Source organism: Sphaerisporangium dianthi, from assembly GCF_042654065.1.
Taxonomy (GTDB): Bacteria; Actinomycetota; Actinomycetes; order Streptosporangiales; family Streptosporangiaceae; genus Sphaerisporangium; species Sphaerisporangium dianthi.
This window is the reverse complement of sequence record NZ_JBHSFP010000034.1, coordinates 63525-88655: the sequence shown is the minus strand read 5'-3', so window position 1 is coordinate 88655 and position 25131 is coordinate 63525. Positions and strand designations below refer to the sequence as shown.

Below are 25131 nucleotides of genomic sequence, written 5' to 3'. Positions count from 1 at the left end.
TCGTGGAGACCCAGCTTCGAGACGGCCGGACGGCCGTCGCCGCGGGCCGCGCGCCGGTCGTGCTGCTCAGCGGCGTCGCCTCCGACTCGCACACGTGGAACCTGGTCTACCTGCAACTGCTGATCGAGGAGCTCGGCTACGACGTCGTGAACCTCGGCCCGTGCGTGCCGGACGAGGTCCTGGTCGAGGCGTGCCGCGTCCAGGACCCGGCCATGGTCGTGATCAGCAGCGTCAACGGCCACGGCTACCAGGACGGCCTGCGGGTCGTCGGCAAGCTGCGGGCGTGCGAGCGGCTCGTCGCCACCCCGGTGGTGATCGGCGGCAAGCTCGGCGTCTCGGGCGAGCAGAGCGCGCGCAACGTCGAGCGGCTGGTGGCCGCCGGCTTCGACGCCGTCTTCGACGACGGCGGCAACGGCATCGCCGGCTTCCGCGACTTCGTGGCCTCGGTCCGCGCCGCCCGCCGTCCGATGGTCGAGAACGTCGAGACGCCGGCATGAACGCCGGGCCGCCGGACGACGCGCGCACCGGGCCGCGGCGCGAGGCGTGGCCCGACGCCCGGGCGCACCAGGTCGCGGTGGCGCGGCCGGTGGACTTCGGCGAATTCGTCCGAGGCGCCGGGTCCCTGGTCGTGCAGCCGCGGATGGGCTTCGGCTCGCCGGAGCTGATGCGGGCGGGGCTCGCCGCGACCATGCGGGCGAACGCCACCACGGTGGGAACGATCACCCTGGACAGCTACACGCGGGTCGGCGACCTGGACGCGGTGGACGCCGCGCTCGCCGAGGGCATCGACCTCAACGGGTATCCGATCGTCACCCACGACCCCGCCGTCACCCGCCGGATGCTCGCGGGGATACAGAGCGACGGGTTCCCCGTGCAGGTGCGGCACGGCTCGGCCGTGCCGCGGGACATCTTCGCCGCGCTCCTCAGGCTCCGCGTCAACGCCACCGAAGGCGGCCCGGTGTCGTACTGCCTGCCTTACGGGCGCACGCCGCTGGCCGACTCGGTGCGCAACTGGGCGGAGTGCTGCGCCCGCTTCGCCGAGCTGCGCGAACACGGCGTCGAACCCCATCTTGAGACGTTCGGCGGCTGCATGATGGGGCAGCTGTGCCCGCCCAGCGAGCTGGTCGCGATCAGCGTGCTGGAGGCCCTGTTCTTCTGCCGGTACGGCCTGCGCAGCATCTCGGTGAGCTACGCCCAGCAGACCAACGCCGAGCAGGACAAGGAGGCCGTCCTGGCGCTGCGCCGGCTGTGCGCCGAGCTGCTGCCGGTGGAGAACTGGCACGTCGTCGTGTACGCCTACATGGGGGTGTACCCGGCCACCGGCGAGGGCGCCTACCGGCTGCTGGGGCAGGCGGCCGAGCTCGCCGTGTCCGCCGGGGCGCGGCGGCTCATCGTGAAGACCGTCGCCGAGTCCCGCAGGATCCCCACCATCGCGGAGAACGTCGCCGCGCTGGAGTACGCAGGGGTCGTGGCGGACGCCACCGCGCACGGCGGCGGCGCGGATCCGGCGGTCGACTCGCAGACCTACCGCGAGGCGTCCGCGCTCGTGCACGCCGTGCTAAACCTCGCCCCCGACATCGGGCCGGCCCTGCTGCGCGCGTTCGAGCGCGGGTACCTCGACATCCCCTACTGCCTGCACCCGGACAACGCGGGCCGCACCCGCAGCTACATCGACGACCAGGGCCGGCTGCGCTGGGCCGATCCGGGGGCGCTGCCGCTCGGTCACCTGGTCGAACGCGGTCGCCCGCACCGGGTGACCTCCTCGGGCCTGCTCTCCGACCTCTCCTACGTGCGGCGCCTGTACGACTCGGAACGCGGCCATCCCCGCCGCATCGCGCCCGTCCCCACGGTCCCGGACAGCTTGGAGGGATAGGGCCCGGGCCGTCCGCCGCAGGGGGCTCACACCGCCTTCTCAGTGGTCGGATAGGGGAGGGCAGGGGGTGTGTCGGACGGATTTCCCTCTCATATGTTGCGGTGGCCGGGCGGTGGGTGGTCCTGCCCGCGGACACACGGATGTTGGACGCCTGGAGCGCGCAAATGACTGATATCGCAAGCATGGGTTCCGACGCGGAGCGGCTGGTCCGCGGACTGCAGGCGTGCCTGCCGCCCGAGCAGGCCCACCTGATGCTCGAAGTGGTCTGTGAGCACACCATGGCGGTGCTGCGGCGGGTCAGGCCGGGCGAGGCCGCCGCGGTGGACCCACGGCTGGCCTTCCGTGAGCTCGGGCTGGACTCCCTCGGCCTGGTCGACCTGCACGCCCGGCTGAACGCGGCCACGGGCCTGGCGCTGCCGCCCACCGTCGCCTTCGACCACCCCACCCCCGAGCTGCTCGCCGCGCACCTGCGGGCCGAGCTGCTCGGCGGGACGGCCGAGACGGCGGCGCCGCAGCCGCCCGCGCGCCGGGACGACGACGACCCCATCGCGATCGTCGGCATCGGCTGCCGCTTCCCCGGCGGGATCTCCTCCGCGGAGGACCTGTGGCGGCTGGTCGCCGAGGGCCGCTCGGTTCTCGGCGACTTCCCCGCCGACCGGGGCTGGGACCTTGCGACGATGTTCGACCCCGACCCCGACACGCCGGGCAAGAGCTACGTGGACAAGGGCGGGTTCCTCGCCGACGCCACCATGTTCGACGCCGACTTCTTCGGCATCAGCCCCCGCGAGGCGCTGGCCATGGACCCGCAGCAGCGGCTCATGCTGGAGACCGCGTGGGAGGCGCTCGAGCGCACCGGGATCGACCCGAGTTCGCTGCGCGGCACCCGGACCGGCGTGTTCATCGGCGCCGAGGTGCACGAGTACGGCGTCCGCGTGCACGAGGCGCCCGAAGGGCTCGACGCGTACCTGATGACCGGCAACGCGCCCAGCGTCGCCTCCGGGCGGGTCGCCTACGTGCTCGGGCTGGAGGGGCCGGCCGTCACCGTCGACACGGCCTGCTCGGGTTCGATCGTCTCCCTGCACCTGGCCGCCCAGTCGCTGCGCCGCGGCGAGTGCTCTCTCGCGCTGGTCGGCGGCGTCGCGGTGATGGGCAGCCCGGGCATGTTCACGGCGTTCAGCCGGCAGCGCGGCCTCGCCCCCGACGGGCGGGTCAAGGCGTTCGCCGCCGCGGCGGACGGCACGGGCTTCTCCGAGGGCATCGGCCTGCTCGTCGTCGAGCGGCTGTCGGACGCGCGGCGGAGCGGGCACACCGTGCTGGCCGTCGTCCGGGGGACGGCGGTCAACCAGGACGGCGCGAGCAACGGCCTCACCGCCCCGAGCGGCGGGTCGCAGCGGCGGCTCATCCGCCAGGCGCTCGCCGACGCCGGGCTGACCGCGGCGGAGGTGGACGCCGTCGACGCGCACGGCACCGGCACCACCCTCGGCGACCCCATCGAGGCCCAGGCGATCATCGCCACCTACGGCCAAGGACGGCCGGAGGGCCGGCCGCTGCTGCTCGGGTCGGTGAAGTCGAACCTCGGCCACACCCAGGCGGCGGGCGGCGTCGCCAGCGTGATCAAGATGATCATGGCGATGCGGCACGGCGTCCTGCCGAAGACGCTGCACGTCGACGCGCCCTCGCCCAACGTCGACTGGTCGGCCGGCCAGGTCGAGCTGCTCACCGAGCCCGTCCCGTGGCCGCAGGACGACCGCCCGCGGCGGGCCGGGGTGTCGGCGTTCGGCATCAGCGGCACCAACGCCCACGTCATCATCGAAGAGGCCGGCGACGACGACATCGAGCCCGCCGGCCCGCAGGGGACCTCGCCGGCGCGCGTGGTGCCCGTACCGCTCTCGGGCAAGAACGAGACGGCCCTGCGCGCGCAGGCGGACCGGCTGCTGACGCACGTCGAGGCCGCCGGCGAGCCGGTCCTCGCGGATCTCGGCTTCTCGCTGGCGACGACCCGCGCCGCGCTCGGACACCGCGCCGCCGTCATCGCGGCCGGCCACGACGAACTGGTGGAGGGCCTGCGCGCCATCCGGGACGGCGCGACCGCGCGCGGAGTGGTCCGCGGCGACCCGCACGGCGGCAGGCTCGCGTTCCTGTTCACCGGGCAGGGCAGCCAGCGCCCGGGCATGGGCCGAGAGCTGCACCGCACCTTCCCCGCCTTCGCCAAGGCGCTGGACGAGGCCGTCGGCTACCTCGACCTGCAGCTCGACCGGCCGCTCGCGGACGTGCTGTTCGCCGAGCCCGGCTCCGCCGACGCCGGACTCCTCGACCAGACCATGTACGCGCAGACCTCCCTGTTCGCCGTCGAGGTCGCGCTGTTCCGGCTGCTGGAGTCCTGGGGCGTGCGGCCCGACTTCCTCGCCGGGCACTCCATCGGCGAGATCGCGGCGGCGCACGTGGCCGGCGTGCTGTCCATGGAGGACGCCGCGACGCTGGTCGCCGCGCGGGGCAGGCTGATGCAGGAGCTGCCCCCCGGCGGGGCGATGGTCGCGGTGCAGGCCACCGAGGACGAGGTCACGCGGCTCGCCCTCGGCGGCGTCGGCATCGCGGCGATCAACGGCCCCCGATCGCTGGTGCTGTCGGGACCCGAGGGACAGGTCACCGAGATCGCGGCCATGTTCGCGGCCGACGGCCGCAAGACGCGACGGCTGCGGGTGAGCCACGCCTTCCACTCCCCGCTGATGGAACCGATGCTCGACGAGTTCCGGCGCGTCGCCCGGATTCTCACCTTCTCGCCGCCGAAGCTGCCCATCGTCTCCACCGTCACCGGCCGCCCGGCCGGGTCCGGCGAGCTGTGCTCGCCGGACTACTGGGTCGCGCACGTCGAGCGGACCGTCCGCTTCGCCGACAGTGTGCGTTGGCTGGCCGGCCAGGGCGTGCGCACGTTCCTGGAGCTCGGGCCGGACGCCGTGCTGTCGGCGATGGGACCCGACTGCGTGCCCGAGCCGGAGGCCACGGCGTTCGTCCCGCTCCTGCGCCGCGACCGCGACGAGGAACGCGAAACGGTGTCGGCGGTCGCCCTGGCGCACGCCCGTTCGGCGCCGGTCGACTGGACCGCCTTCTACAGGGAGCACCACGCCGGGCAGGTGGAGCTGCCGACCTACCCGTTCCAGCGGCGCCGGTTCTGGCTCGGCCGGGCCGAGCAGGGCGCCGACGCGTCCGGGCTCGGCCAGGTCGTCGCCGAGCACCCCCTGCTCGGCGCCGTCGTCGGGGTGGCCGGTTCGCAGGAGGTCGTGCTGACCGGGCGCGTCTCGCCGCGGACGCACCCGTGGCTCGCCGACCACGTCATCTCGGGCGCCACGATGCTTCCGGGCACCGCCCTGCTCGAACTCGCCATGCGGGCCGGCGACCAGGTCGGCTGCGACGTGGTCGAGGAGCTGACCCTGCAGGCGCCGCTGGTGCTGCCCGGCGACGCGGGCGTCGCCCTGCAGGTGGTCGTCGCCTCGCCCGACGACTCCGGCCGCCGCACCGTCGAGCTGTACTCGCGGGTCGAGGACGACCAGATGGGGGCCGCGTGGGTCCGCCACGCCACCGGCGTCCTCGCCGCCGGGGGACAGCCCTCCGCCGAACCGGACGCCCTAGCGGCGTGGCCGCCGCCCGGCGCGCACCCGGTCGACATCTCCGGCCTGTACCAGGACATGGCCCGGCAGGGCTACGCCTACGGGCCCGCCTTCCAGGGACTGCGCGCCGTATGGCGGCGCGGCGAGGAGATCTTCGCCGAGGTGGAGACGCCCGAGGAGATCAGGGCGGACGCCGCGGCGTTCGGCCTGCACCCCGCGCTGCTCGACGCCGTCCTGCACGCCACCGACTTCGCGCTGCCGGACGCAGCCGACGGCGGCATCCGCCTGCCGTTCTCCTGGACCGGCGTCTCGCTGCACGCCACCGGCGCCGCGTCGCTGCGCGCCCGCATCGTCGCCACCGGCCCCGGCCAGGTCACGCTCACCCTCGCCGGCGGACACGGCGAACCGGTCGCGTCGGTGAACTCGTTCCTGCTGCGCGCGGCCTCGGAGGGGCAGCTCGGCGCCGCCCGCGCCGCGGCCGGCCGCCCCCTGTACCACGTCGGCTGGACGCCCGTCCCCGCCCCCCGGGACGCGGACCCCGGCGACGTCACGGTGTACCGCTGCGAGCCCGTGCCCGGGATCGACGTCCTCGCCGGGGCGCGCGCCGTGACGGGCGGCGCGCTGGCCGCCCTGCGGTCGTGGCTCGATGAGGACCACCCGCAGACCTCCCGGCTCGTCGTGGTGACGCGCCGCGCCGTGGCCGTGAGCCCCGCCGAGCGGGCCGACCTGACCCAGGCGCCCGTGTGGGGCCTCGTCCGGGCCGCCCAGGCCGAGCACCCCGGCCGGATCGTCCTGGTGGACGCCGACGCGGACGACGCGCCGGTGCTCGCCGCGGCGGCCTCCGGCGAACCCGAGATCGCGGTGCGCGACGGCGAACTGCGCGTCCCCCGGCTCGCCGTGCCGCCCGCCGCCGAGGAGCCGGCCGCCCCGGCCTGGGACGCGGGCACGGTCCTGATCACCGGCGGCACGGGCGGCGTCGGCGCGCTCGTGGCCCGCCACCTGGTCACCGCGCGGGGAGCACGCCGCCTCCTGCTGGCCGGCAGGCGCGGCGCGGACGCCCCCGGCGCCGCCGCCCTGCGGGACGAGCTGGCCGGCCTCGGCGCCGAGGTCACCGTCGCCGCCTGCGACGTGGCGAACCGCGACGCGCTCGCGGCCCTGCTGGCCGGCATCCCGGACGAGCACCCCCTCACCGCCGTCGTGCACGCCGCAGGCGTGCTGGACGACGGACTGGTCGCCTCGCTCACCCCCGAACGCCTGGACGCGGTCATGCGGCCCAAGGCCGACGCCGCGTGGCACCTGCACCGGCTCACCCAGGACCTCGGCCTGACCGCGTTCGTGCTGTTCTCCTCGACCGCCGCCATCCTCGACGGCGCCGGGCAGGGCAACTACGCCGCGGCCAACGCCTTCCTCGACGCGCTCGCCGCCGACCGCCGCGCGGCCGGGCTGCCCGCCACCTCCCTGGCCTGGGGCCTTTGGGCCGGCGCCGGCGGCATGGACCGGTACCTGGACGGCGCGGCCCTGCACCGCCTCGAGCGCGCCGGCATGCGGCCGCTGTCGCCGGAGGAGAACCTCGAACTGTTCGACCTGGCCCTCGCCCAGGACCACCCGTCCGTGGTGCCCGTGCGGTTCGACCGCCACGCCCTCGGCGCGCGCGGCGACGACCTGCCGCCGATCCTGCGCGGCCTCGCCCGCGGCGCCGCCCGCCGCCCCGGCGCCCGGGCCGGCGGCCCCCTCTCGCCGGGGGAGGAGCTCACGCGGCGGCTCGCCGGCCTCGGCGAGCACGACCGGCACGACCTGCTGCTCGACCTGGTGCGGGCGCAGACCTCAGACGTCCTCGGGCACCAGACGACCGACGACATCAGCCCCGACCGGGCCTTCAACGAGATCGGATTCGACTCGCTGGCCGCGGTCGAGCTGCGCAACCGGCTCAACGCGGCCACCGGCCTGCGCCTGACCGCGACGCTCATCTTCGACTACCCGACCCCCGCCACGCTGGCGGCGCACGTCGCCACCCTCCTCGCGGGCGCCGCCGCGGCGACACCCGCCGCGCCCGCCGCGTCCGCCGATGTCACCGACGAACCCATCGCGATCGTCGGCATGGCCTGCCGCTACCCCGGAGACGTCGCCTCCCCCGAGGACCTGTGGCGGGTGGTGTCGGAAGGAAGGGACGTCATCGCGCCGTTCCCCACCGACCGCGGATGGCCCCACGACCTGTACGACCCCGAGTCGGGCAGGCCCGGCAGGAGCTCCTCCCGCGAGGGCGGCTTCCTCTACGACGCCGCCGCCTTCGACGCCGCCTTCTTCGGCATCAGCCCCCGCGAGGCCCAGGCCATGGACCCGCAGCAGCGGCTGCTGCTGGAGACCTCCTGGGAGGCGTTCGAACGGGCCGGGATCGACCCCGACCGGATGCGGGGCAGCGACACCGGCGTGTTCGCCGGAGTGATGTACCACGACTGGGGCCTGCGGCTCGGCCCGCTCCCCGAGGAGCTGGCCGGCTACCACGGCAACGGCAGCCTGGCCAGCGTCGTCTCCGGCCGGGTCGCCTACGCGCTCGGGCTGGAAGGACCCGCCGTCACGGTCGACACCGCCTGCTCGTCGTCGCTGGTCGCCATGCACTGGGCCATCCAGGCCCTGCGCCGGGGCGAGTGCTCGCTGGCGCTCGCCGGAGGCGTCACCGTCATGTCCACCCCCGACACCTTCGTGGACATGACCCGCCAGGGCGGCCTCGCCCCCGACGGCCGGTGCAAGTCCTTCGGCGCCGGCGCCGACGGCACCGGATGGGGCGAGGGCGTCGGAGTGCTCGTGCTCGAACGCCTGTCGGACGCGCGCCGCAACGGCCACCACGTGCTCGCGGTCGTGCGGGGGTCGGCGGTCAACTCCGACGGCGCCTCCAACGGGCTCACCGCCCCCAACGGCCCCTCCCAGCAGCGGGTGATCCAGCGGGCGCTGGCCGGCGCCGGGCTGACCGGCGCCGAGGTCGACGCCGTCGAAGGGCACGGCACCGGCACCACGCTCGGCGACCCCATCGAGGCGCAGGCACTGCTCGCCACCTACGGCCAGGACCGGACGACCCCGCTGCGGCTGGGCTCGGTCAAGTCCAACATGGGGCACACGCAGGCCGCCGCCGGCGTGGCAGGGGTCATCAAGATGGTGCAGGCCATGCGCCACGACCTGCTGCCGAAGACGCTGCACGCCGACGAGCCGTCCCACCAGGTCGACTGGTCCTCGGGCCGGGTCGAACTGCTCACCGCGCCGGTCCCCTGGCCGGCGAACGGCCACCCCCGCCGCGCCGGCGTCTCCTCCTTCGGCATCAGCGGGACCAACGCGCACGTCATCATCGAGGAGGCGCCGCAGGCCCAGCGTCCCGCGTCCGGCGGCGACCTCCCGGCCGGCGACCTCGCGCTCGCCGGCGACCCCGCTGCCGGCGACCCCGCGCTCGTCCCGTGGGTGCTGAGCGGCAAGTCCCCCGAGGCGCTGCGCGCGCAGGCGGAGAGGCTGCGGGTCCGGCTCGACACGCTCGGCGACGACGAGCTCGCCGCCGCCGGCAGGGTGCTCGCCACCGGCCGCGCCGCCCTCCCGCACCGCGCCGTCGTCGTCGGCGCCGGCCGCGCGGAACTCGCCCGAGGACTGGAAGCGGTCGCCGGCGGCGCCGGATCGGTCGTGGACTCCGCGCGCTCCGGCAAACTCGCCTTCCTCTTCACCGGCCAGGGGGCCCAGCGGCCCGGCATGGGCCGCGAGCTGCACGCCGCGTTCCCCGCGTTCGCCGAGGCGTTCGACGCCGCGGTCGAGGAACTGGACCGGCACCTCGACACTCCGCTGCGGGAAGTGCTCTGGGGCGCCGACGCGGAGGCGCTGAACCGGACGGCGTACGCGCAGGCCGCCCTGTTCGCCGTCGAGGTGGCGACCTTCCGGCTCGTCGAATCCCTCGGCATGCGCCCCGACTTCCTCGCCGGGCACTCCATCGGCGAGCTGTCGGCCGCGCACGTCGCCGGGGTCCTGTCGCTCCCGGACGCCGCGCGGCTGGTCGCCGCGCGAGGCCGGCTGATGCAGGCACTCCCGGCAGGGGGAGCCATGACCGCCGTCCAGGCCACCGAGGAGGAGGTGGCGCCGATGCTCACCGGCCAGGCCGGCATCGCCGCGGTCAACGGCCCGCGTGCCGTCGTCATCTCCGGGCCCGTCGAAGCGGTCGCCGCGATCGAGGACCGGCTGCGGGCCGACGGCCGCAAGACCAGCAGGCTGCGCGTCTCGCACGCCTTCCACTCTCCGCTGATGGACCCCATGCTCGCCGAGTTCCGCGCCATCGCCGAGACCCTGACGTACCGGCCGCCCGCGATCCCCGTCGTGTCCGGCGTGACCGGCGAGCCGGTCGAGGACATGTCCGCCGGATACTGGGCGGGGCACGCCCGCCAGGCGGTGCGCTTCGCCGACACCGTGCGCTTCCTCGCGTCCCGGGGCGTCGGCACCTTCGTCGAGATCGGCCCGGACGCCGTGCTGTCCGCGCTGGCGGGCGAATGCGTCGACGGCGCCGCCGAGACCGCCTGCGTCCCGCTGCTCCGGCGTGACCGCGCCGAAGCCCGCGAACTCATCACCGGAGTGGGCCGGGCGCACGCCCGGGGGGTGCGCGTCGACTGGCGGGCGTTCTTCGCCGGGCACGGCGCCGCCCCGGTCGACCTGCCGACGTACGCCTTCCAGCACAAGCGGTACTGGCTCGACGCCGTCCCCGGCGGCGACCTGGAATCGGCCGGCCTCGACGCGGTGGGGCATCCCCTGCTGAGCGCCGCGGCGCTCGCCCCCGACTCGGGATCGGCCGTGCTCAGCGGACGGCTGTCGGCGGACACCCAGCCCTGGCTCGCCGACCACCGCGTGCACGGCGGCATCCTGCTCCCCGGCACCGGCTTCGTCGAGCTGGCGATCCGGGCCGGCGACCACGTCGGCTGCCCCAGGATCGACGAGCTCACCCTCGAAGCGCCGCTCGTCCTCCCCGAACACGGCGGGGTCGCGTTACGCGTCGAGGTCGGCGCGCCCGGCGAGGCGGGCGACCGCCTCGTGAGCGTCCACTCCCGCGGCGACGGTCCGGGATCGCCGTGGATCCGCCACGCGGCAGGAAGGCTGACACCGGAGGCGCCCCCCACCCACGATGCGGCCTCCATCCCCACCGCCACCCCCGCCGATCCGAGTGCCGCCACCGGCACCCCCTCCGGCCTTGGCGCCGGTGTCGGTGCCACCGCGGCTGCGGCCGGTACTGCCGACGGCACCAGCGCCGCCACCGCCGGTGCCGCCGCCGCTGGTCTTGGTGCCGGTGTCGCCACCGCCGCTGACGTCGCCGGGTTCGGCGCCGTCCCGTCGTCCGGCCTCGCCGAGTGGCCGCCGCCGGGCGCGACCGCCCTCGACGTGGAAGGCGTGTACGAGCGCCTCGTCGACCGCGGATACGGCTACGGCCCGGTGTTCCAGGGGCTGCGCGCGGCCTGGCGGCGCGGCGACGACACCTTCGCCGAGGTGGCCCTGCCGGAGGACGAATGGCCCTCCGCCGCCCGGTTCGGCCTGCACCCGGCACTGCTCGACGCCGCGATGCACGCCGACCTGCTCGACGACCACGGGCACAGCTCCGGCCCCACCCTCCTGCCCTTTTCCTGGAACGGCGTCTCCCTGTACGCCACGGGCGCGGCCACCCTGCGGGTCCGGGTCCGCCGCGTCCGCGGCGAGGAGGTCTCCGCGATCACCGTGGCCGACGAGGACGGCCGGACCGTGGCGACGGTGGACTCCGTCGTCGCCCGGCCCGCGTCGCCCGAACAACTCCTGAGCGCCGCGGGCGGGTCCGCCGGCGCGCTGTACCGGCTCGACTGGCAGCCGGCCCAGGCGGCCGACGACTCACGCACCCTCGTCCCCCTGGCCGAGGCCGCCACCGCCACCCCGTCCGACACGGTGTTCTACACCGTGGAACCCGCCGACGGCGACACCCCGACCGCGGTGCGGTCGGTGCTGGATCGGGTGTTGGTGGTGGTGCGGGAGTGGTTGGCGGGTGAGCGGTTCGCGGGTTCGCGGTTGGTGGTGGTGACGCGGGGTGGTGTGGTCGCTGGGGTGGGTGACCTGGTGGATGTGGTGCAGGTTCCGGTGTGGGGGTTGGTGCGTGCGGCGGAGGCGGAGAATCCGGGTCGGTTCGGGTTGGTGGATTGGGATGGGTCGGTGGAGTTGGGCCGGGTGGTGGGGGTGGGTGAGCCGGAGTTGGCGGTGCGTGATGGCCGTGTGCTGGTGCCCTGCCTGGTGAAGGCCTCCTCGTCCGAGCAGGTTTCTTCCTCCGACCAGGCCGCCGCGTCCGACCAGACCCCCTCCTTCGACCAGGCCGCCGCGTCCGACCAGGCCGCGTCCGGGCAGGGCACTTCGTCTGAGCAGGTCAGCTCGTCCGGGCAGGCTGTCTCCCTTTCTCCCTCCCCCCTCTCCCCGTCCCCCTCCTCTTCCTGGGGTTCTTCGCCGTGGGGTTCGGAGGGGACGGTGTTGGTGACGGGGGGGACGGGTGGTCTTGGGGGGTTGGTGGCGCGGCATTTGGTGGTGGCGCATGGGGTGCGGCGGTTGGTGTTGACCAGTCGCCGAGGGTTGGCGGCGCCGGGTGCTGCGGGGTTGGTGGCGGAGTTGTCGGGTCTGGGTGCTGATGTGGGTGTGGTGGCGTGTGATGTGGGTGATCGGGGTGCGGTGGCGGGGGTGCTGGCGGGGATCGATCCGGGGTATCCGCTGGTGGGTGTGGTGCATGCGGCGGGGGTGGCCGACAACGGTTTGGTGGGGTCGTTGACGGCTGAGCGGGTGGCGGGGGTGTTGGGTCCCAAGGCTGATGGGGCGTGGCATCTGCATGAGTTGACCCGGGATATGGGGTTGTCGGCGTTCGTGTTGTTCTCCTCGGCCGGTGGCCTGGTGCTGGCCGCCGGACAGGGCAACTACGCGGCCGCGAACCTGTTCCTGGACGGGCTGGCGCAGCTACGGCACTCGCAAGGACTGCCGGCCACCGCGCTGGCCTACGGGATGTGGGCGACCACGACGGAGCTGGTGCAGTCGCTGGACGAGGCCGACCTGGAGCGGATGCGGCGTCAGGGGCTGCCGCCGCTGCCGGTCGAAGAGGCGTTGGCGCTGTTCGACGCCGCGCTCCGAAGCGGCCAGGCCAGTCTCGTTCCCCTGCACGTCGACACGGCCGCCCTGCGCGCCCGGACGGACCAGCTCCCCGCGCTGCTGCGCGGCATGGCACCTGCGGCCCGCCGGACGGTCCGTGCGGAAGCCGAGGGAACGGACGCGTCACAGTTGACCGAGCGGCTGGCCGGACTGGGGACCCGGGAGCGCGAGCGGACCCTGCTGGACCTGGTGCGCGCCCACGCCGCCGCCGTCCTCGGGCACGACCGCCCGGACGAGATCGACACCGACCGGGGGTTCCTCGACATCGGGTTCGACTCGCTCAGCGCGGTCGAACTGCGCAACCGGCTCGCGCAGGCCACGGGGCGCCGCCTGCCGCCGATGCTGGTCTTCGACTACCCCTCGACGTCCATCCTGGCCGGCTATCTGAACGAGGAACTGTTCGGCGTCGAGGCCGCGGACGTCCCTCCGGCCGCGGTCGATGACCTGAGCGGGGCCAGCGCGGACGAGCTGTTCAGCATCCTCGACAGCCTGGCTTGACGCCCGCACGGGCGCCGTGACCGCTCTGCCCGGGAGAGCCGACGCCCTCCCGGGCATACGCATGTCCTGACATGGCCGCATTTCTCGAGCGCGTGCCGTGTGCTCGCGCGGCTGAGTGCCCGCGTGCGTGCCTGGTGTTCGTAGTGCTGGCCTGGGTGCCGCGGTCGGCGGGGGAGCGGCCTCAGGGCGCGATGAGAGCCGACGAGACGGGGCCGGCCGCACACGAAGAAGGGGCAGACCCCGTGTACGGGATCTGCCCTTGTCCGTGGTGCCGCCTGTTCGCTTGTGGGTCCCGCCGGTCATGTCGCCTCGGCCCGCCAGGGGCGGGAGAGGGCGGGGGGTGTCAGCCGACCGGGGGGCCGAGGAAGAAGCCGCCGGTGGCGTCCAGCACGTGGCCGGTGACGAAGCGGGCGTCGTCGGAGACGAGGAACGCGACGGCGTCCGCGATCTCGGAGGGCTGCCCGATCCGGCCGAGTGCGGTCATCGACGACAGGGCGGCCGCCACGTCGGGCATGTGGCGCAGCCAGGCGGTGAGGTCGGTGTCGATGATGCCGGCCGCGACGGTGTTGACCGTGATGCTTCGCGATCCGACCGCATGGGCCAGCAATCTGCCGAGCACGTCGATCGCGCCCTTGGTCATCGAGTAGGCGAGGTCGGGGTTGGCGATCCGGGTGGACGCGGATGAGATGGACACGATCCGCCCGCCGTCCGACATCAGCGGCAGCGCCCGCTGGATGAGGAACAGCGGCGCCCGCACGTTCACCGCGAAGATGCGGTCGAAGCTCTCGGGGGTGATCTGGTCGATCGAGCCGGCCGTCACGGTGGCGATGCCGGCGTTGTTCACCAGGATGTCCAGCGGCCGGTCTCCGAAGCCCTCGGCGAGCCCGGCGAACAGCGAGTCCAGATCCCCCTCGACACCGAGTTCGGCGCGGAGCGGGAACGCCTGCCCGCCGGCCTGCTCGATCTCGGTCACCGTTTCCTTGGCGGCGTCGTCCTGCCGTGCGTAATGCACGGCCACCAGCGCGCCGTCCGCGGCCAGGCGTTGCGCGATCGCCCGGCCGATTCCCCGTGACGCACCCGTCACCAATGCGGTCTTGCCGCTCAGGCCGCTCATCGGAATCTCCATATCTGTGAAAACGGCGATGAATAGCTCTCTGTTGGGAATCTGGCAGTGCGGCCTACCCCGGACAACCCGTACGGCTCCCCTAAGAAGCCGGCTGTTTCGGGGTGCGGTAGGGGATCCGGGTGGGCCTCCCCCTTGTGCCCACCCCTGGACGGGGAAGGTCCGTGCGCGCCGTGGAGTCCCAGGTGACGGCCTTGGGGCCACCGCTTCGGAGCCGTCGCGACCGCTGTCGGCGCGGGCGGCCCGGTGCGGGGGCCGCCGGAGCCCGCATGGCCGCACCCCCTATGGCGTCGCGGCGCGGGCGTTTCACGCTTTCAAAGCCTCCGAAAAGCGAACAACGCCGCGACTGCCGTGGCGAACGGTGTGCGGCGATGCCCTCGTGCGATTTCCACGGGCTCGTCGCGGCCATTCGCCGTGACAGGTCGAGCGTTGTCCTTTTTCGATTTCCGTGCAATGTGGCGCCGTTCTCTGGGCCGCCGTCGTGCTTTCAAGGATCGATCACATGTGCCGGTTGACGGCTCCGGCCTGCGCCGGCACGCCGCCCTGCGGCAGCGTGATCGGCTGTGCCTTGGGCATGGTGAGGCTGACCAGGCCGGCGATCACGAACCCGATCACGGTGACCCAGAGCCCCTGCGTCACACCTTCCTGCAGGGTCGCCTGCGTCGGCTTGTCGCCCGCGATGCCGAAGAAGATGACGCCCACGACGGCGATGCCGAGCACGAAGCCGACCTGGTGGAACGTGGTGAAGGTGCCCGAGGCGGCACCGGCGTCCTTGGTCGGGATCGTCGCGAGCGTGACGTCGTGCAGGGGCGGGAACAGGAAGACCATGCCGACCCCGTAGACCAGCAGCGGCGGGACCAGGTGCCAGCCGCTCAGGTCGGCGCCCTGGGCCCCCACCAGCAGCATGACCCACAGGAACGACACCGCCTGGATGAGACCGCCGATGAAGATCAGCGTCTTGCCGTACTTGTTGGTGAGCGGCGCGATCATGGGGGTGGCGACGATCGCGCCGATGGTGCCGGCGAGCATCGTCAGACCGGTCTCCAGAGCGGTGAACCCGAGGCCGATCTGCAGGTAGTAGCCGACGATCAGCATGTAACTGCCGGTGGCGACCCAGGCGAGCACCTGGATCACCAGGCCGGCGCGGAACCCCTGGTTGCCGAACAGATGCATCGGCAGCAGCGGGGAACCGTCGCGGATCATCTTCTTCTTCTGCTGCCAGACGAACACCGAGGCGAGGACGGGGGAGGCCGCCATCATCACCCAGATGTACGTGGCCCAGCCGGCGTGCCGGCCGTTGACCAGGCCGTAGGTGAGCAGGAAGACCGACGACGCCGCGAGGGCCATGCCGAGCAGGTCGAGCTTGAGCGGGTGCTCGGACTTGCTCTCCGGCACGAAGATCAGCGCGGCGACGATCAGCACGACGCCCACGGGGATGTTCACCAGGAAGACGCTGCGCCAGCCGGCGCCGAACGCGTCGGAGGTGATCAGCCAGCCGCCGAGCAGCAGGCCGACGATGGCCCCGAGCGCCGTGATCACTCCGATGGCGCCGTAGATCGGGCCGCGCTCCTCCGGCTTGAACAGCACCTGGACGTTGGAGAGCACCTGCGGGACCATGATGCCGGCGAAGACGCCCTGCGCGACGCGGGCGGCGATCAGCACGTCTCCGGTCGAGGCCAGCGAGGCCGCCAGGGACGCCAGCGTGAACCCGGCGATGCCCAGGATGAAGATCCGCCGCCTGCCGACGATGTCGCCCAGCCGCCCGCCCGTGATCAGCAGGGTGGCGAAGGCGAGCATGTACCCGCCGATCATCCACTCGAGCTGCGACGACGTGGCGTTCAGGTCCTTCTGGATGGACGGAATGGCGGTATTGATGATGGTCGAGTCCACCAGATCCATGAACTGCGCGAAGATCAGCACGATCATCGCAATAACTCTTCGATTCATTGCCGGGATCCTTTGTTTGAAGAAATGCGATCGGAATTCCCGAAGGCACCGGGGCTCGGCCGGGCCCGGCCGAGCCCCGGTGTGCCGGTCATTCGCTCGGGGGCTATGCGAATGACCGGCATCAGGGGCCGTCCTCGTTCGGCCCCTAGAAGCGAGTCCGGTCGGCGCGATAATGGCCGGCCGGACACGTTCTAGACGGCCGCCGCGGCGGCTTTCGCGACCTCGTCGACGCCCCGGGTGATGTTGCCGGAGAGGATCGGGCCGGCTGCGGCGCCCATCTCGTCCCCGCCCGGGCCGTCGAGTTCGACGCTGTGGGTGATGCGGCAACCGTGTTCCGGCAGAGCCGCGATGCGGCACCGGGAGCGGGTGACGACCCCCGGGCCGACGCGCACCTCGATCGTGAAGCCCTCGTCCACAGCGACTTCGGTGAGGGTGAACGGCGCCCTGGCGTCACCGGTCATCGTCACCTCGCCCGTGCCACCGGCGTGGAAAGGGCCGTTCAGCTGCACCTTCTCCATGCCGGCGTTCCAGGCCGGCCAGGTGTCGACGTCGATGTACCTGGACCAGACCGCGGCCGGGGTGACCGCGGCGTCGATGCTGTGCTCGAAGCTCCACATGGGCTTGCTCCCGAAGATCTATACATACAACCGTCATATACGAGTGTACAGATTTGCTCGGGGAGCGCAACGGCTTCGGGAGAAGAGGTATGCCCGGGTCCGCGGCGCGGCCCGGTGGCGAGGCGGCCGCATGTCGTAATCGTCTCGCAAACAGGCGGGGCCCTATCCCCTATTAATGATCGTCTGCGGGGAATAGGGGGACGCGACGCCGTGCGGCCGATGGTAGAAAACGGTGAGCCGCAGCGGCGACAACCATACTTATTTTGGCTGTACGACGACCATTGGTGGCGGCGGCGCCACGTATTCACGTGGCCGGGCGGAGTTTCAGACCATCGACATCACATGGAGGGCCCTATGGGTCGGGTAGAAGGCAAGGTCGTCGTTATCACCGGCGCCGGTCGTGGACAGGGACGCAGTCACGCGGTGCGGCTCGCCGAAGAGGGCGCCGACATCATCGCGATCGACATCTGCGAGGACATCGAGGTCGTCCGGTATCCGATGTCCTCGTGGGAGGACCTGGAGGAGACCGCCAAGCTGGTGGTCAACGCCGGCCGCAGGGTGGTGACCAAGCAGGTCGACGTCCGCGACCGGGCGGCGCTGCAGAAGGCCATCGACGAAGGCGTCGAGGAGCTGGGCAAGCTGGACGTGGTGGTCGCCAACGCCGGGATCGGCGCCCTCGGCGAGGACCGGCCCATCAGCGCGTTCACCGACACCGTCGACATCAACCTGGTCGGCGTCCTCAACACCGTGCACGCCTCGCTGCCGCACCTTGTCGAGGGCTCGTCCATCATCATGATCGGCTCGTCGGCCGCGTACGTCGCCACCCACGGCGCGGCCGGCCCGATGGGGCCCGGCGGCATGGCGTACCCCTTCACCAAGCAGGCGCTCGGGCACTACCTGAACTGGTTCGCGCCGATCCTGGCGCCGCTGGGCAGGCGGATCAACGTGGTGCACCCCACCAACGTGGACACCGACATGCTGCACAACGAGGCGATGTACAAGGTGTTCCGGCCCGACCTGGAGCACCCGACCCGTGAGGACGCCGAGCAGGGCTTCGCCCAGGTGCTGGGCATGCCCCGGCCCTACGTGGACCCGATCGACATCTCGCACGCGGTGACCTACCTCGCCTCCGACGAGTCCCGGTTCGTCACCGGCATCCAGCTCCGGGTCGACGCCGGCACCGTCGTCAAGCTCGGCAAGTAGCGGACAGGGAGCCGGGGCCCGGGCGGCCGGTCCAACGGCGTACCGGCCGGCCCCGGTCCCGGCTTCCCACCACGGCACACGACATCAGGGGTTCTGCGACATGTACATGTTGAGCGACACGGTCACGATCGACGGCGACGTGGCCTCGATCTGGGACACGATGACCGACGCGGCGAACTGGGCCACCTGGGACCCGCATTTCCTGAGCTGCGGTTTCGAGGGGCCGTTCGAGGTCGGCGGCACGGGCTGGACGGTCAACCGCATCGTCTCCGGCAAGGCCAGCCACTTCACGCTGCTCAAGGTCGACAAGGAGCGGGGCTTCACCACCCGCTCGCCGATCCCGTTCGGCCAGATGCTGATCATCAACAAATACGAGCCCGAGGGCGAGGGAAGGGTGCGGGTCACCCGCACCTCCGAGGTGTACGGCCCGTTCGCCCTCATCTTCAGGTACTTCCGCAAGCAGTACCGCCACGACGTGCAGCTCACCTTCGCGGCCCTGGAGCAGGAGGCCGCCAGGCGGGCGGCGCAGGCGAGGAGCGCCGGATGACCAGGGCACTGGTGCTCGGGGGCGGCCTGTCCGGCGTGCTCGCCGCGGTGGCGCTGTCCCGTCACGTGGACGAGGTCACCGTGATCGAGGGCGACCGGCTGCCGGACGGGCCCCGTCCGCGCCGGGGGCTGCCGCAGGGCCAGCAGGCCCACATGCTGATGGCGGGCGGCGCCCAGGCGCTGGACCAGCTGCTGCCCGGCACCACTGCCCGCCTGTACGCCGCCGGTGCGCACCGGCTGACGATGGCCGGCCACATCCTGACCCTGTCGGGGGAGGGGTGGTTCGAGCGGTTCGACCATGACGCCTACCTGATCAGCTGCAGCCGCCACCTCATCGACCACGTGGTGCGGCAGCTGGCCTTCCGCGACGACTCGATCACCGTGATCGAGTCGACGAAGGTCATCGCCCTCACCGGCGACGCGAAGAGGGTGACCGGCGCCCGGGTCGAGCACCAGGGCGGCGAGGAGCGCACGATCAGCGCGGACTTCGTCGTCGACGCGACCGGCAGCCGGTCCCGCGCGCCGCAGTGGCTGGCCGACCTCGGCCTGCCCCAGGTCCGCGAGGAGTTCCTGGACGCCGGCCTCGCGTACGCGGGCCGGTGGTACGAGGCGCCCGCCGAGGCCGCCGACGGCCTGCCCGCCGTGCTGATCCAGCCCGAGCCGCGCAGCGGCAGGCCCGGCTACGGCGCCGGCCTGCTGCCCCAGGAGGACGGCAAGTGGATCGTCCCGCTGATCGGCACGCGGGGCGGCCAGCCGCCGACCGACGGGGACGGCTTCCTGGAGTTCGCCCGCGGCGTGCGGCACCCGCTCGTCGCCGACCTCATCGCCACGGCGCGGCCGATCGGGGAGATCCGGGCATCCCGGGGCCTCGCCAACCGGCGGCGCCTCTACGACCGGCTGCCGGTGCCGGAGGGGTTCCTCGCCATCGGCGACTCCGCCACCGTGCTGAGCCCGAACTACGCGACCGGCATGTCGCTGGCCGCGCTGGGCGCGCTGAGCCTGCGCACGCGGCTGAAGAACCACGGCCTGACGCCGGGGCTGTCGCGCCAGGTCCAGTCCGACATCGCCAAGCTCGCCACGGGGCCGTGGCGCACGGCCATAGGCAACGACCGCTGGTTCCCCGGCGTCAAGACCAACATGAAGCTCGGCGGCGGCGGGTTCCAGCGGTGGTTCGCCTCACGCTGGATGAAGACGGCCGCGGTGGACCCCAAGCTGCTGGCCGCCACCTACGAGGTGGCCACACTGCGCGCCTCGCAGAGCTCGATGATGTCCCTGCCGATGCTGACGACCGTGCTGCGCGGCCCGCGACGCGGCCCCCTCACCGCGGCGGAGGCGCTCGCGCGGTTCCCGGAGTTCGACGAGCTGCTCGCCGCGGTGGCCGAGTCCGCCGCCGCCGAGCGGGTCACCGGATAGGCGCCGGGCGCGCGCGGACCGTGAAGCGTCTCCGCCCGCCCCACGCGTCATTCCCTTGCCCCGGCCGGGCGCCCGCCCGCGTCCGGCCCTCGCCGACCTTTCCGCATATTGCGACAGAAGGAGTGTCATATGTCCAGTTCGAATGGAAATGGTGCTGAACCGCAGCTCGTCGTCGTCACCGGCGGCCGGTCCGGCATCGGACTCGCCTGCGCCGAGCGGTTCCGCTCCGAAGGCGCCGAGGTGGTGACCCTCGACCTGAACGACCCGGACAACCCGGTCGACGTCACCGACGAGAACGCGGTGCAGGCCGCCTTCACGGCGCTGTCCCGCCCGCCGGACGTGCTGGTCGTCTCGGCCGGCGTCGGCGGCGGCGGGCTGATCGTGGACGTCCCGCTCCAGGAGTGGCGGCGCGTCATGTCCGTCAACCTCGACGGGGCATTCCTGTGCATCCAGGCGGCCGCCCGGATGATGACCAAGGCCGGCCGCGGCGCGATCGTCGCGGTCTCCTCCTTCAACGACCGGTGGCCGCTGCACACCTTCGGACCGTACTGCGCCAGCAAGGCCGGCCTGTCGATGCTGACCCGGGTGGCCGCGCTGGAGCTGGGCGCCTACAACATCAGGGTCAACGCCGTGGCGCCCGGATCGATCGACACCCCCCTCACCGCGATGGGGCTGCAGATCCCGGCGGTCGCGCAGGCGCTCGCCGACCGCACGCCGCTCGCCGGCCGGGTCGGGCGTCCCGAAGAGGTCGCCGACGTCGTCGCGTTCCTCGCCTCCGACGCCGCGCGGTGGGTCACCGGCGAGACGATCGTCATCGACGGCGGCCAGCTCCTGATGGGCGAGCCGGACGTCGCCGTCGTGGCCGGCATGGTGTCGGTCCCGCAACGGTGAAAGACGCAGCGGCGGGGCCCGGCCCCTCCCCGGCGCCTGGCAGAGAGAGGTCCTCATGATCGGGAACGCATGGTTCGAGACGGTGGCGGAGGCGCAGCGGCGTGCCCGCCGCCGCCTGCCGAAGCCGGTGTACGCGGCGTTGCTCGCGGGATCGGAGAGGGGCCAGACCTACGACGACAACACGGCGGCGTTCGCCGCGCTGGGGTTCGCCCCCCACGTGGCGGACCTGCCGGCGAAGCGGGATCTGGCGACCACGGTGATGGGCCAGCAGATCTCGCTGCCGGTGCTCATCTCGCCGACCGGGGTACAGGCCGTGCACCCGGACGGCGAGGTGGCCGTGGCCCGCGCGGCCGCCGCCCGCGGGACGGTCATGGGGCTGAGCTCCTTCGCCGCCAAGCCGGTGGAGGACGTCGTGGCCGCCAATCCCCAGACCTTCTACCAGATGTACTGGATGGGCTCCAGGGAGTTCATGCTCTGGCAGATGGAACGGGCGCGGGCGGCCGGGGTCAAGGGCCTGATCGTGACGCTCGACTGGTCGTTCTCCCACGGCCGCGACTGGGGCAGCCCGTGGATCCCCGAGCGCATGGACTTCAAGGCGATGGCCAAACTGGCGCCGCAGGGCCTCGCGCGGCCGCGGTGGCTGCTCGAGTTCGCGAGGACCCGCCAGCTGCCCGACCTGACGGTCCCGAACCTGGCCGAGCCGGGCCGGCCGATCCCGACGTTCTTCGGCGCCTACGGCGAGTGGATGCAGACCCCGCCGCCGAGCTGGCGCGACGTGCGATGGCTGCGCGAGCAGTGGGGTGGCCCGTTCATGCTCAAGGGCATCTGCCGGCTCGACGACGCCCGCCGCGCGGTGGACGCGGGGGTCACCGCGATCTCGGTGTCCAACCACGGCGGGAACAACCTGGACGGCACCCCCGCCACGATCCGGCTGCTGCCGGCCATCGCGGGCGCGGTCGGCGACCAGGTCGAGGTGCTGCTCGACGGCGGAATCCGGCGGGGAGGCGACGTGGTCAAGGCGCTCGCCCTCGGCGCGCGGGCGGTGATGATCGGGCGCGCCTACCTGTGGGGACTCGCGGCGAACGGCCAGGCCGGCGTGGAGAACGTCCTGGACATCCTGCGGAGCGGGACCGACTCGGCGCTGCTCGGGCTCGGGCTCGCCTCCGTCCAGGACCTGCGGCCGGGCGACGTGGTGATCCCGCCCGGGTTCACCCGCGAACTCGGCGCCGACGTCCGGGCCTGATCGGATGAGACGCCGACCAGCAGGCGAACCCGGCCTCGCGGACCTCTCCTGGCCCGCGCTGCCCCCCGCGCCGACCGTCCTGGTGCCGCTCGGGTCCACCGAGCAGCATGGCCCGCACCTCCCGCTGCACACCGACACGGTGATCGCGACCGAGGTGGCGCGGGCCGCCGCCGCCCTCCTCCGCCGCGCGCGGCCGGGCGGCCCCGTCCTGGTCGCCCCCGCCATCGCCTACGGCGCCAGCGGCGAGCACCAGGACTTCCCCGGCACCGCCTCCATCGGCAACGAGGCGCTCGGGTCGCTGCTGGTCGAGCTCGTCCGGTCCCTCTCCCGCTGGGCCGGACGGGTGGTCGTCGTCAACGGGCACGGCGGCAACCTGCGCGCCCTGACCGCCGCGGTGCCGCGGATGCGGGACGAGGGGCACCACGTGGCATGGGCGCCCTGCGCGGCCGGCGCGTCCGACGCGCACGCGGGCCACACCGAGACCTCGCTCATGCTGCACCTCGCCCCGCACCTGGTGGACATGGCCGGGGCCGAACCCGGCAACCTCGCCCCGCTCGCCGAACTCCTGCCCGAGATCACGGCGAAGGGCGTCGCCGGCGTCTCGCCCTCCGGGGTGCTCGGCGACCCCACCACGGCCTCGGCCGAGGAGGGCCGCCGCCTGCTCGGCCGGATGGCCGCGGACGTGGCGGCCCGCGTCGGCCACGCGCGGACCGACCGGAGCGGCCGCCTGCTGCGTGCGGAGGCGGCGCCATGCCCGGCGTGACCGGTCCGGACGCGGGAGGGCGGGTCGCCCTGGTGACCGGGGCGGGCCGCGGCATCGGCGCGGCCACCGTCCGGGCCCTGTGCGCCAAGGGCTATCGCGTGGTGGCCGTCGACTCGTGCGCCGGAGACGGCCCGGCCCGGCCCGCCGGCGTCACCTATCCGCTCGCGACCACCCGCGACCTGCAGGCCCTGGTGAACGACCATCCTGGCGCCGTCGTGCCGTACGTGGCCGACGTGTGCGACCGCGACGCCCTGGACCGCGCGGCGGCGATGGCCGTGGACCGGTTCGGCAGGCTGGACGCGGCCGTGGGCGCCGCGGCGGTCATCGTCGGCGGCCTGCCGCTGTGGGAGACCCCGGCCGCGCACCTGCGCACGCTCCTGGACGCCGACGTGCTGGGACTGTGGAACACCGCCGCGGTGTGCGTCCCGCGCATGCTCGAAGGACCCGAGCCCGGCGGGTGCCGCTTCGTCGCGGTCGCCTCGGCCGCCGGCTCGCACGGGTTGTTCCGCCTGTCGGCGTACACCATGGCCAAACACGCGGTGGTCGGGCTGGTGCGCGGGCTCGCGGCCGACCTGGTCGGCACCGGGATGACCGCGGTCGCCGTCTCTCCCGGCTCGACGCGCACGCGCATGCTCGCCGCCACCGCCGGCATGTACGGCCTGGACGGCGTGGACGACTTCGCCTCGTCCCAGCTGCTGCGCCGGCTGATCGAGCCCGGCGAGATCGCCGCGACCATCGCGTTCTGCTGCTCGCCCGAGGGGGGCGTCCTCAACGGGTCCGTGGTGTCGGCGGACGGGGGGTTCGCCCCGTGACCGCCCCCCTGCCCGAGGGCTTCGCCGTCCGGCTGCACCGGTACGTCCGCGCCCACGATGGCGGCCGCACGCTCGTCGGCGGCGCGCCCAGGCGGATGGTCCGCCTCACCGGGCCGGCCGCCGGGCTGATCGCGGACCGGACGATCCGCGTCCGCGACCGGGCCTCGGCCGCGCTCGCCGACCGCCTGCTGGAGACCGGCATGGCCGACCCGATCGCGGCGGAGCTGCCCGACCTCGATCTGTCCCAGGTGACGCTCGTCGTCCCGGCCCGCGACCGCCCCGCCGCGCTCGGCAGGCTGCTGGCCTGCGTCGGCGGCCGGCACCACGTGATCGTCGTCGACGACGGCTCCGACGACCCGGCCGCCGTCGCCGCCGTGGCGGCGGCGCACCGGGCCGAGCTCGTCGCGCTGCCCGAGAACGCCGGGCCCGCCGCGGCCCGCAACGCGGGCCTGCGCCGGGTCACCACCCCCTACGTCGCCTTCGTGGACTCCGACGTGGTCCTCGCCCCCGACGCGCTGCGGATCCTGCTGCGGCACTTCAACGACCCGCGGGTAGCCGTGGCCGCGCCCCGCGTCCTCGGCCTGCGCCCTGCCGGGCGCAACCCGTGGATCGGGCGTTACGAGGAGGCCAGGTCCTCGCTCGACCTCGGGGTGCGACCGGGGATCGTCCGCCCCCGCGCGCCCGTGTCCTGGGTGCCCAGCGCCTGCCTGCTCGCCCGGGTCGGCGCCCTCGGCCGCGGGTTCAGCCCCGACATGCGCGTCGGCGAGGACGTCGACCTGGTGTGGCGGCTCGCCGCCGAGGGATGGCGGGTCCGCTACGAGCCCGCCGCGATCGTGCGGCACGAGCACCGGACGGTCGTCCACGACTGGCTCCGGCGCAAGGCCTTCTACGGCACCGGCGCGCACCTGCTCGCCGAACGGCACGGCCGCGACGTGGCGCCCGCCGTGTTCACGCCCTGGAGCGCGGGCCTGGCCCTCGCGGTGCTCGCCCAGCGACGCTGGTCCCTGCCGGTCGCGGCGGCGATCTTCGCCGTGGCCGTGGCGCGGACCTCGGTCAAGGTCCGGCGGAGCGACCGCCCGCTGCGGCTGGCCCTGGCCCTGACCGCCGACGGGGCCGTCGCCACCGTCTGGCAGACCACGGCGCTCCTGCTCCGCCACTGGTGGCCGCTCGCCGCCGCGGGATGCCTGTTCTCGCGCAGGCTGCGCCGGGCCGTGGCCCTCGCCGCCGTCCTGGACACGGTGGGGGACCTGCGCCGCACCGGGGCCCACCTGGACCCGCTCCGGTTCGCCCTCGCCCGCCGCCTCGACGACGCCGCCTACGGATGCGGCGTGTGGTACGGCGCAGTCAAGGGCCGCTCGGCGCGGGCCCTGATGCCGGACTTCCGCCGTCCCGCGCCCCGGCCCCCCGTCCGCTGACGGCCCGCCGCGCCGCCGCCCGGCGCG

The 25131-nt window shown here is 73.7% G+C and carries 14 protein-coding genes; 11 read left to right on the top strand and 3 right to left on the bottom strand.

Features of this window, described 5'->3' with window-relative positions; translation table 11 throughout:
* Positions 1-2 precede the first annotated feature (2 nt).
* The 3 genes from ACFO60_RS33590 (at position 3) to ACFO60_RS33580 (ending at position 13131) form a co-directional block, all read left to right on the top strand.
* On the top strand, positions 3-497 hold the full coding sequence (locus tag ACFO60_RS33590) for a cobalamin B12-binding domain-containing protein (RefSeq protein WP_380848850.1): 495 nt from the start codon (positions 3-5) through the stop codon (positions 495-497).
* Positions 494-1873: a methylaspartate mutase gene (locus tag ACFO60_RS33585; RefSeq protein ID WP_380848847.1), complete on the top strand. Its 1380-nt coding sequence runs from the start codon at positions 494-496 to the stop codon at positions 1871-1873. Before ACFO60_RS33590 ends, ACFO60_RS33585 begins: the two co-directional genes overlap by 4 nt.
* A 164-nt stretch (positions 1874-2037) precedes the next feature.
* Complete coding sequence (locus ACFO60_RS33580; protein WP_380848844.1) at positions 2038-13131, top strand: type I polyketide synthase; 11094 nt, start codon at positions 2038-2040, stop codon at positions 13129-13131.
* 343 nt (positions 13132-13474) lie between these two features.
* On the opposite strand, the gene ACFO60_RS33575 is transcribed toward ACFO60_RS33580, so the two are convergent.
* The 3 genes from ACFO60_RS33575 to ACFO60_RS33565 form a co-directional block, all read right to left on the bottom strand.
* Positions 13475-14245 carry an SDR family NAD(P)-dependent oxidoreductase gene (locus ACFO60_RS33575; protein WP_380848841.1) on the bottom strand — a complete coding sequence of 257 codons (771 nt, stop codon included), beginning with the start codon at positions 14243-14245 and terminating at the stop codon, positions 13475-13477.
* Between the two features lie 507 nt (positions 14246-14752).
* Positions 14753-16201, bottom strand: a complete 1449-nt coding sequence (locus ACFO60_RS33570) for an MFS transporter (protein WP_380848838.1) — start codon at positions 16199-16201, stop codon at positions 14753-14755.
* 191 nt (positions 16202-16392) lie between these two features.
* Positions 16393-16818 (bottom strand): SRPBCC family protein, encoded by a 426-nt coding sequence (locus ACFO60_RS33565; protein ID WP_380848835.1) that lies wholly within the window; start codon positions 16816-16818, stop codon positions 16393-16395.
* A gap of 354 nt (positions 16819-17172) precedes the next feature.
* Between ACFO60_RS33565 and ACFO60_RS33560 the strand changes: the two genes are divergently transcribed.
* The 8 genes from ACFO60_RS33560 (at position 17173) to mftF (ending at position 25104) form a co-directional block, all read left to right on the top strand.
* Entirely contained in the window at positions 17173-18021 is an 849-nt protein-coding gene (locus ACFO60_RS33560) for a mycofactocin-coupled SDR family oxidoreductase (protein WP_380848832.1), read from the top strand.
* 100 nt (positions 18022-18121) lie between these two features.
* Positions 18122-18568: an SRPBCC family protein gene (locus tag ACFO60_RS33555; protein ID WP_380848829.1), complete on the top strand. Its 447-nt coding sequence runs from the start codon at positions 18122-18124 to the stop codon at positions 18566-18568.
* Positions 18565-19980, top strand: a complete 1416-nt coding sequence (locus ACFO60_RS33550; protein WP_380848826.1) for an FAD-dependent oxidoreductase — start codon at positions 18565-18567, stop codon at positions 19978-19980. Before ACFO60_RS33555 ends, ACFO60_RS33550 begins: the two co-directional genes overlap by 4 nt.
* Before the next feature lie 129 nt (positions 19981-20109).
* Positions 20110-20871, top strand: coding sequence for an SDR family NAD(P)-dependent oxidoreductase (locus tag ACFO60_RS33545; RefSeq protein ID WP_380848823.1), 762 nt, complete (start codon positions 20110-20112; stop codon positions 20869-20871).
* Between the two features lie 55 nt (positions 20872-20926).
* Positions 20927-22114 (top strand): pre-mycofactocin synthase MftD, encoded by a 1188-nt coding sequence (gene mftD, locus ACFO60_RS33540; protein ID WP_380848820.1) that lies wholly within the window; start codon positions 20927-20929, stop codon positions 22112-22114.
* 4 nt (positions 22115-22118) lie between these two features.
* Positions 22119-22877, top strand: coding sequence for a mycofactocin biosynthesis peptidyl-dipeptidase MftE (gene mftE, locus ACFO60_RS33535; protein ID WP_380848817.1), 759 nt, complete (start codon positions 22119-22121; stop codon positions 22875-22877).
* Positions 22865-23689 carry a mycofactocin-coupled SDR family oxidoreductase gene (locus ACFO60_RS33530; protein ID WP_380848814.1) on the top strand — a complete coding sequence of 275 codons (825 nt, stop codon included), beginning with the start codon at positions 22865-22867 and terminating at the stop codon, positions 23687-23689. The genes mftE and ACFO60_RS33530 overlap by 13 nt, the downstream gene beginning before the upstream one ends.
* Entirely contained in the window at positions 23686-25104 is a 1419-nt protein-coding gene (mftF, locus tag ACFO60_RS33525; protein ID WP_380848811.1) for a mycofactocin biosynthesis glycosyltransferase MftF, read from the top strand. Before ACFO60_RS33530 ends, mftF begins: the two co-directional genes overlap by 4 nt.
* Positions 25105-25131: the final 27 nt, after the last annotated feature.

Excerpts from the sequence above, each read along its gene's own strand:
- ACFO60_RS33585 (WP_380848847.1), top strand. The coding sequence starts at position 494 with ATGAACGCCGGGCCGCCGGACGACGCGCGCACCGGGCCGCGGCGCGAG.
- ACFO60_RS33580 (WP_380848844.1), top strand. The coding sequence starts at position 2,038 with ATGACTGATATCGCAAGCATGGGTTCCGACGCGGAGCGGCTGGTCCGC.
- ACFO60_RS33575 (WP_380848841.1), bottom strand. The coding sequence starts at position 14,245 with ATGAGCGGCCTGAGCGGCAAGACCGCATTGGTGACGGGTGCGTCACGG.
- ACFO60_RS33570 (WP_380848838.1), bottom strand. The coding sequence starts at position 16,201 with ATGAATCGAAGAGTTATTGCGATGATCGTGCTGATCTTCGCGCAGTTC.
- ACFO60_RS33565 (WP_380848835.1), bottom strand. The coding sequence starts at position 16,818 with ATGTGGAGCTTCGAGCACAGCATCGACGCCGCGGTCACCCCGGCCGCG.
- ACFO60_RS33560 (WP_380848832.1), top strand. The coding sequence starts at position 17,173 with ATGGGTCGGGTAGAAGGCAAGGTCGTCGTTATCACCGGCGCCGGTCGT.
- ACFO60_RS33555 (WP_380848829.1), top strand. The coding sequence starts at position 18,122 with ATGTACATGTTGAGCGACACGGTCACGATCGACGGCGACGTGGCCTCG.
- ACFO60_RS33550 (WP_380848826.1), top strand. The coding sequence starts at position 18,565 with ATGACCAGGGCACTGGTGCTCGGGGGCGGCCTGTCCGGCGTGCTCGCC.
- ACFO60_RS33545 (WP_380848823.1), top strand. The coding sequence starts at position 20,110 with ATGTCCAGTTCGAATGGAAATGGTGCTGAACCGCAGCTCGTCGTCGTC.
- mftD (WP_380848820.1), top strand. The coding sequence starts at position 20,927 with ATGATCGGGAACGCATGGTTCGAGACGGTGGCGGAGGCGCAGCGGCGT.
- mftE (WP_380848817.1), top strand. The coding sequence starts at position 22,119 with ATGAGACGCCGACCAGCAGGCGAACCCGGCCTCGCGGACCTCTCCTGG.
- ACFO60_RS33530 (WP_380848814.1), top strand. The coding sequence starts at position 22,865 with ATGCCCGGCGTGACCGGTCCGGACGCGGGAGGGCGGGTCGCCCTGGTG.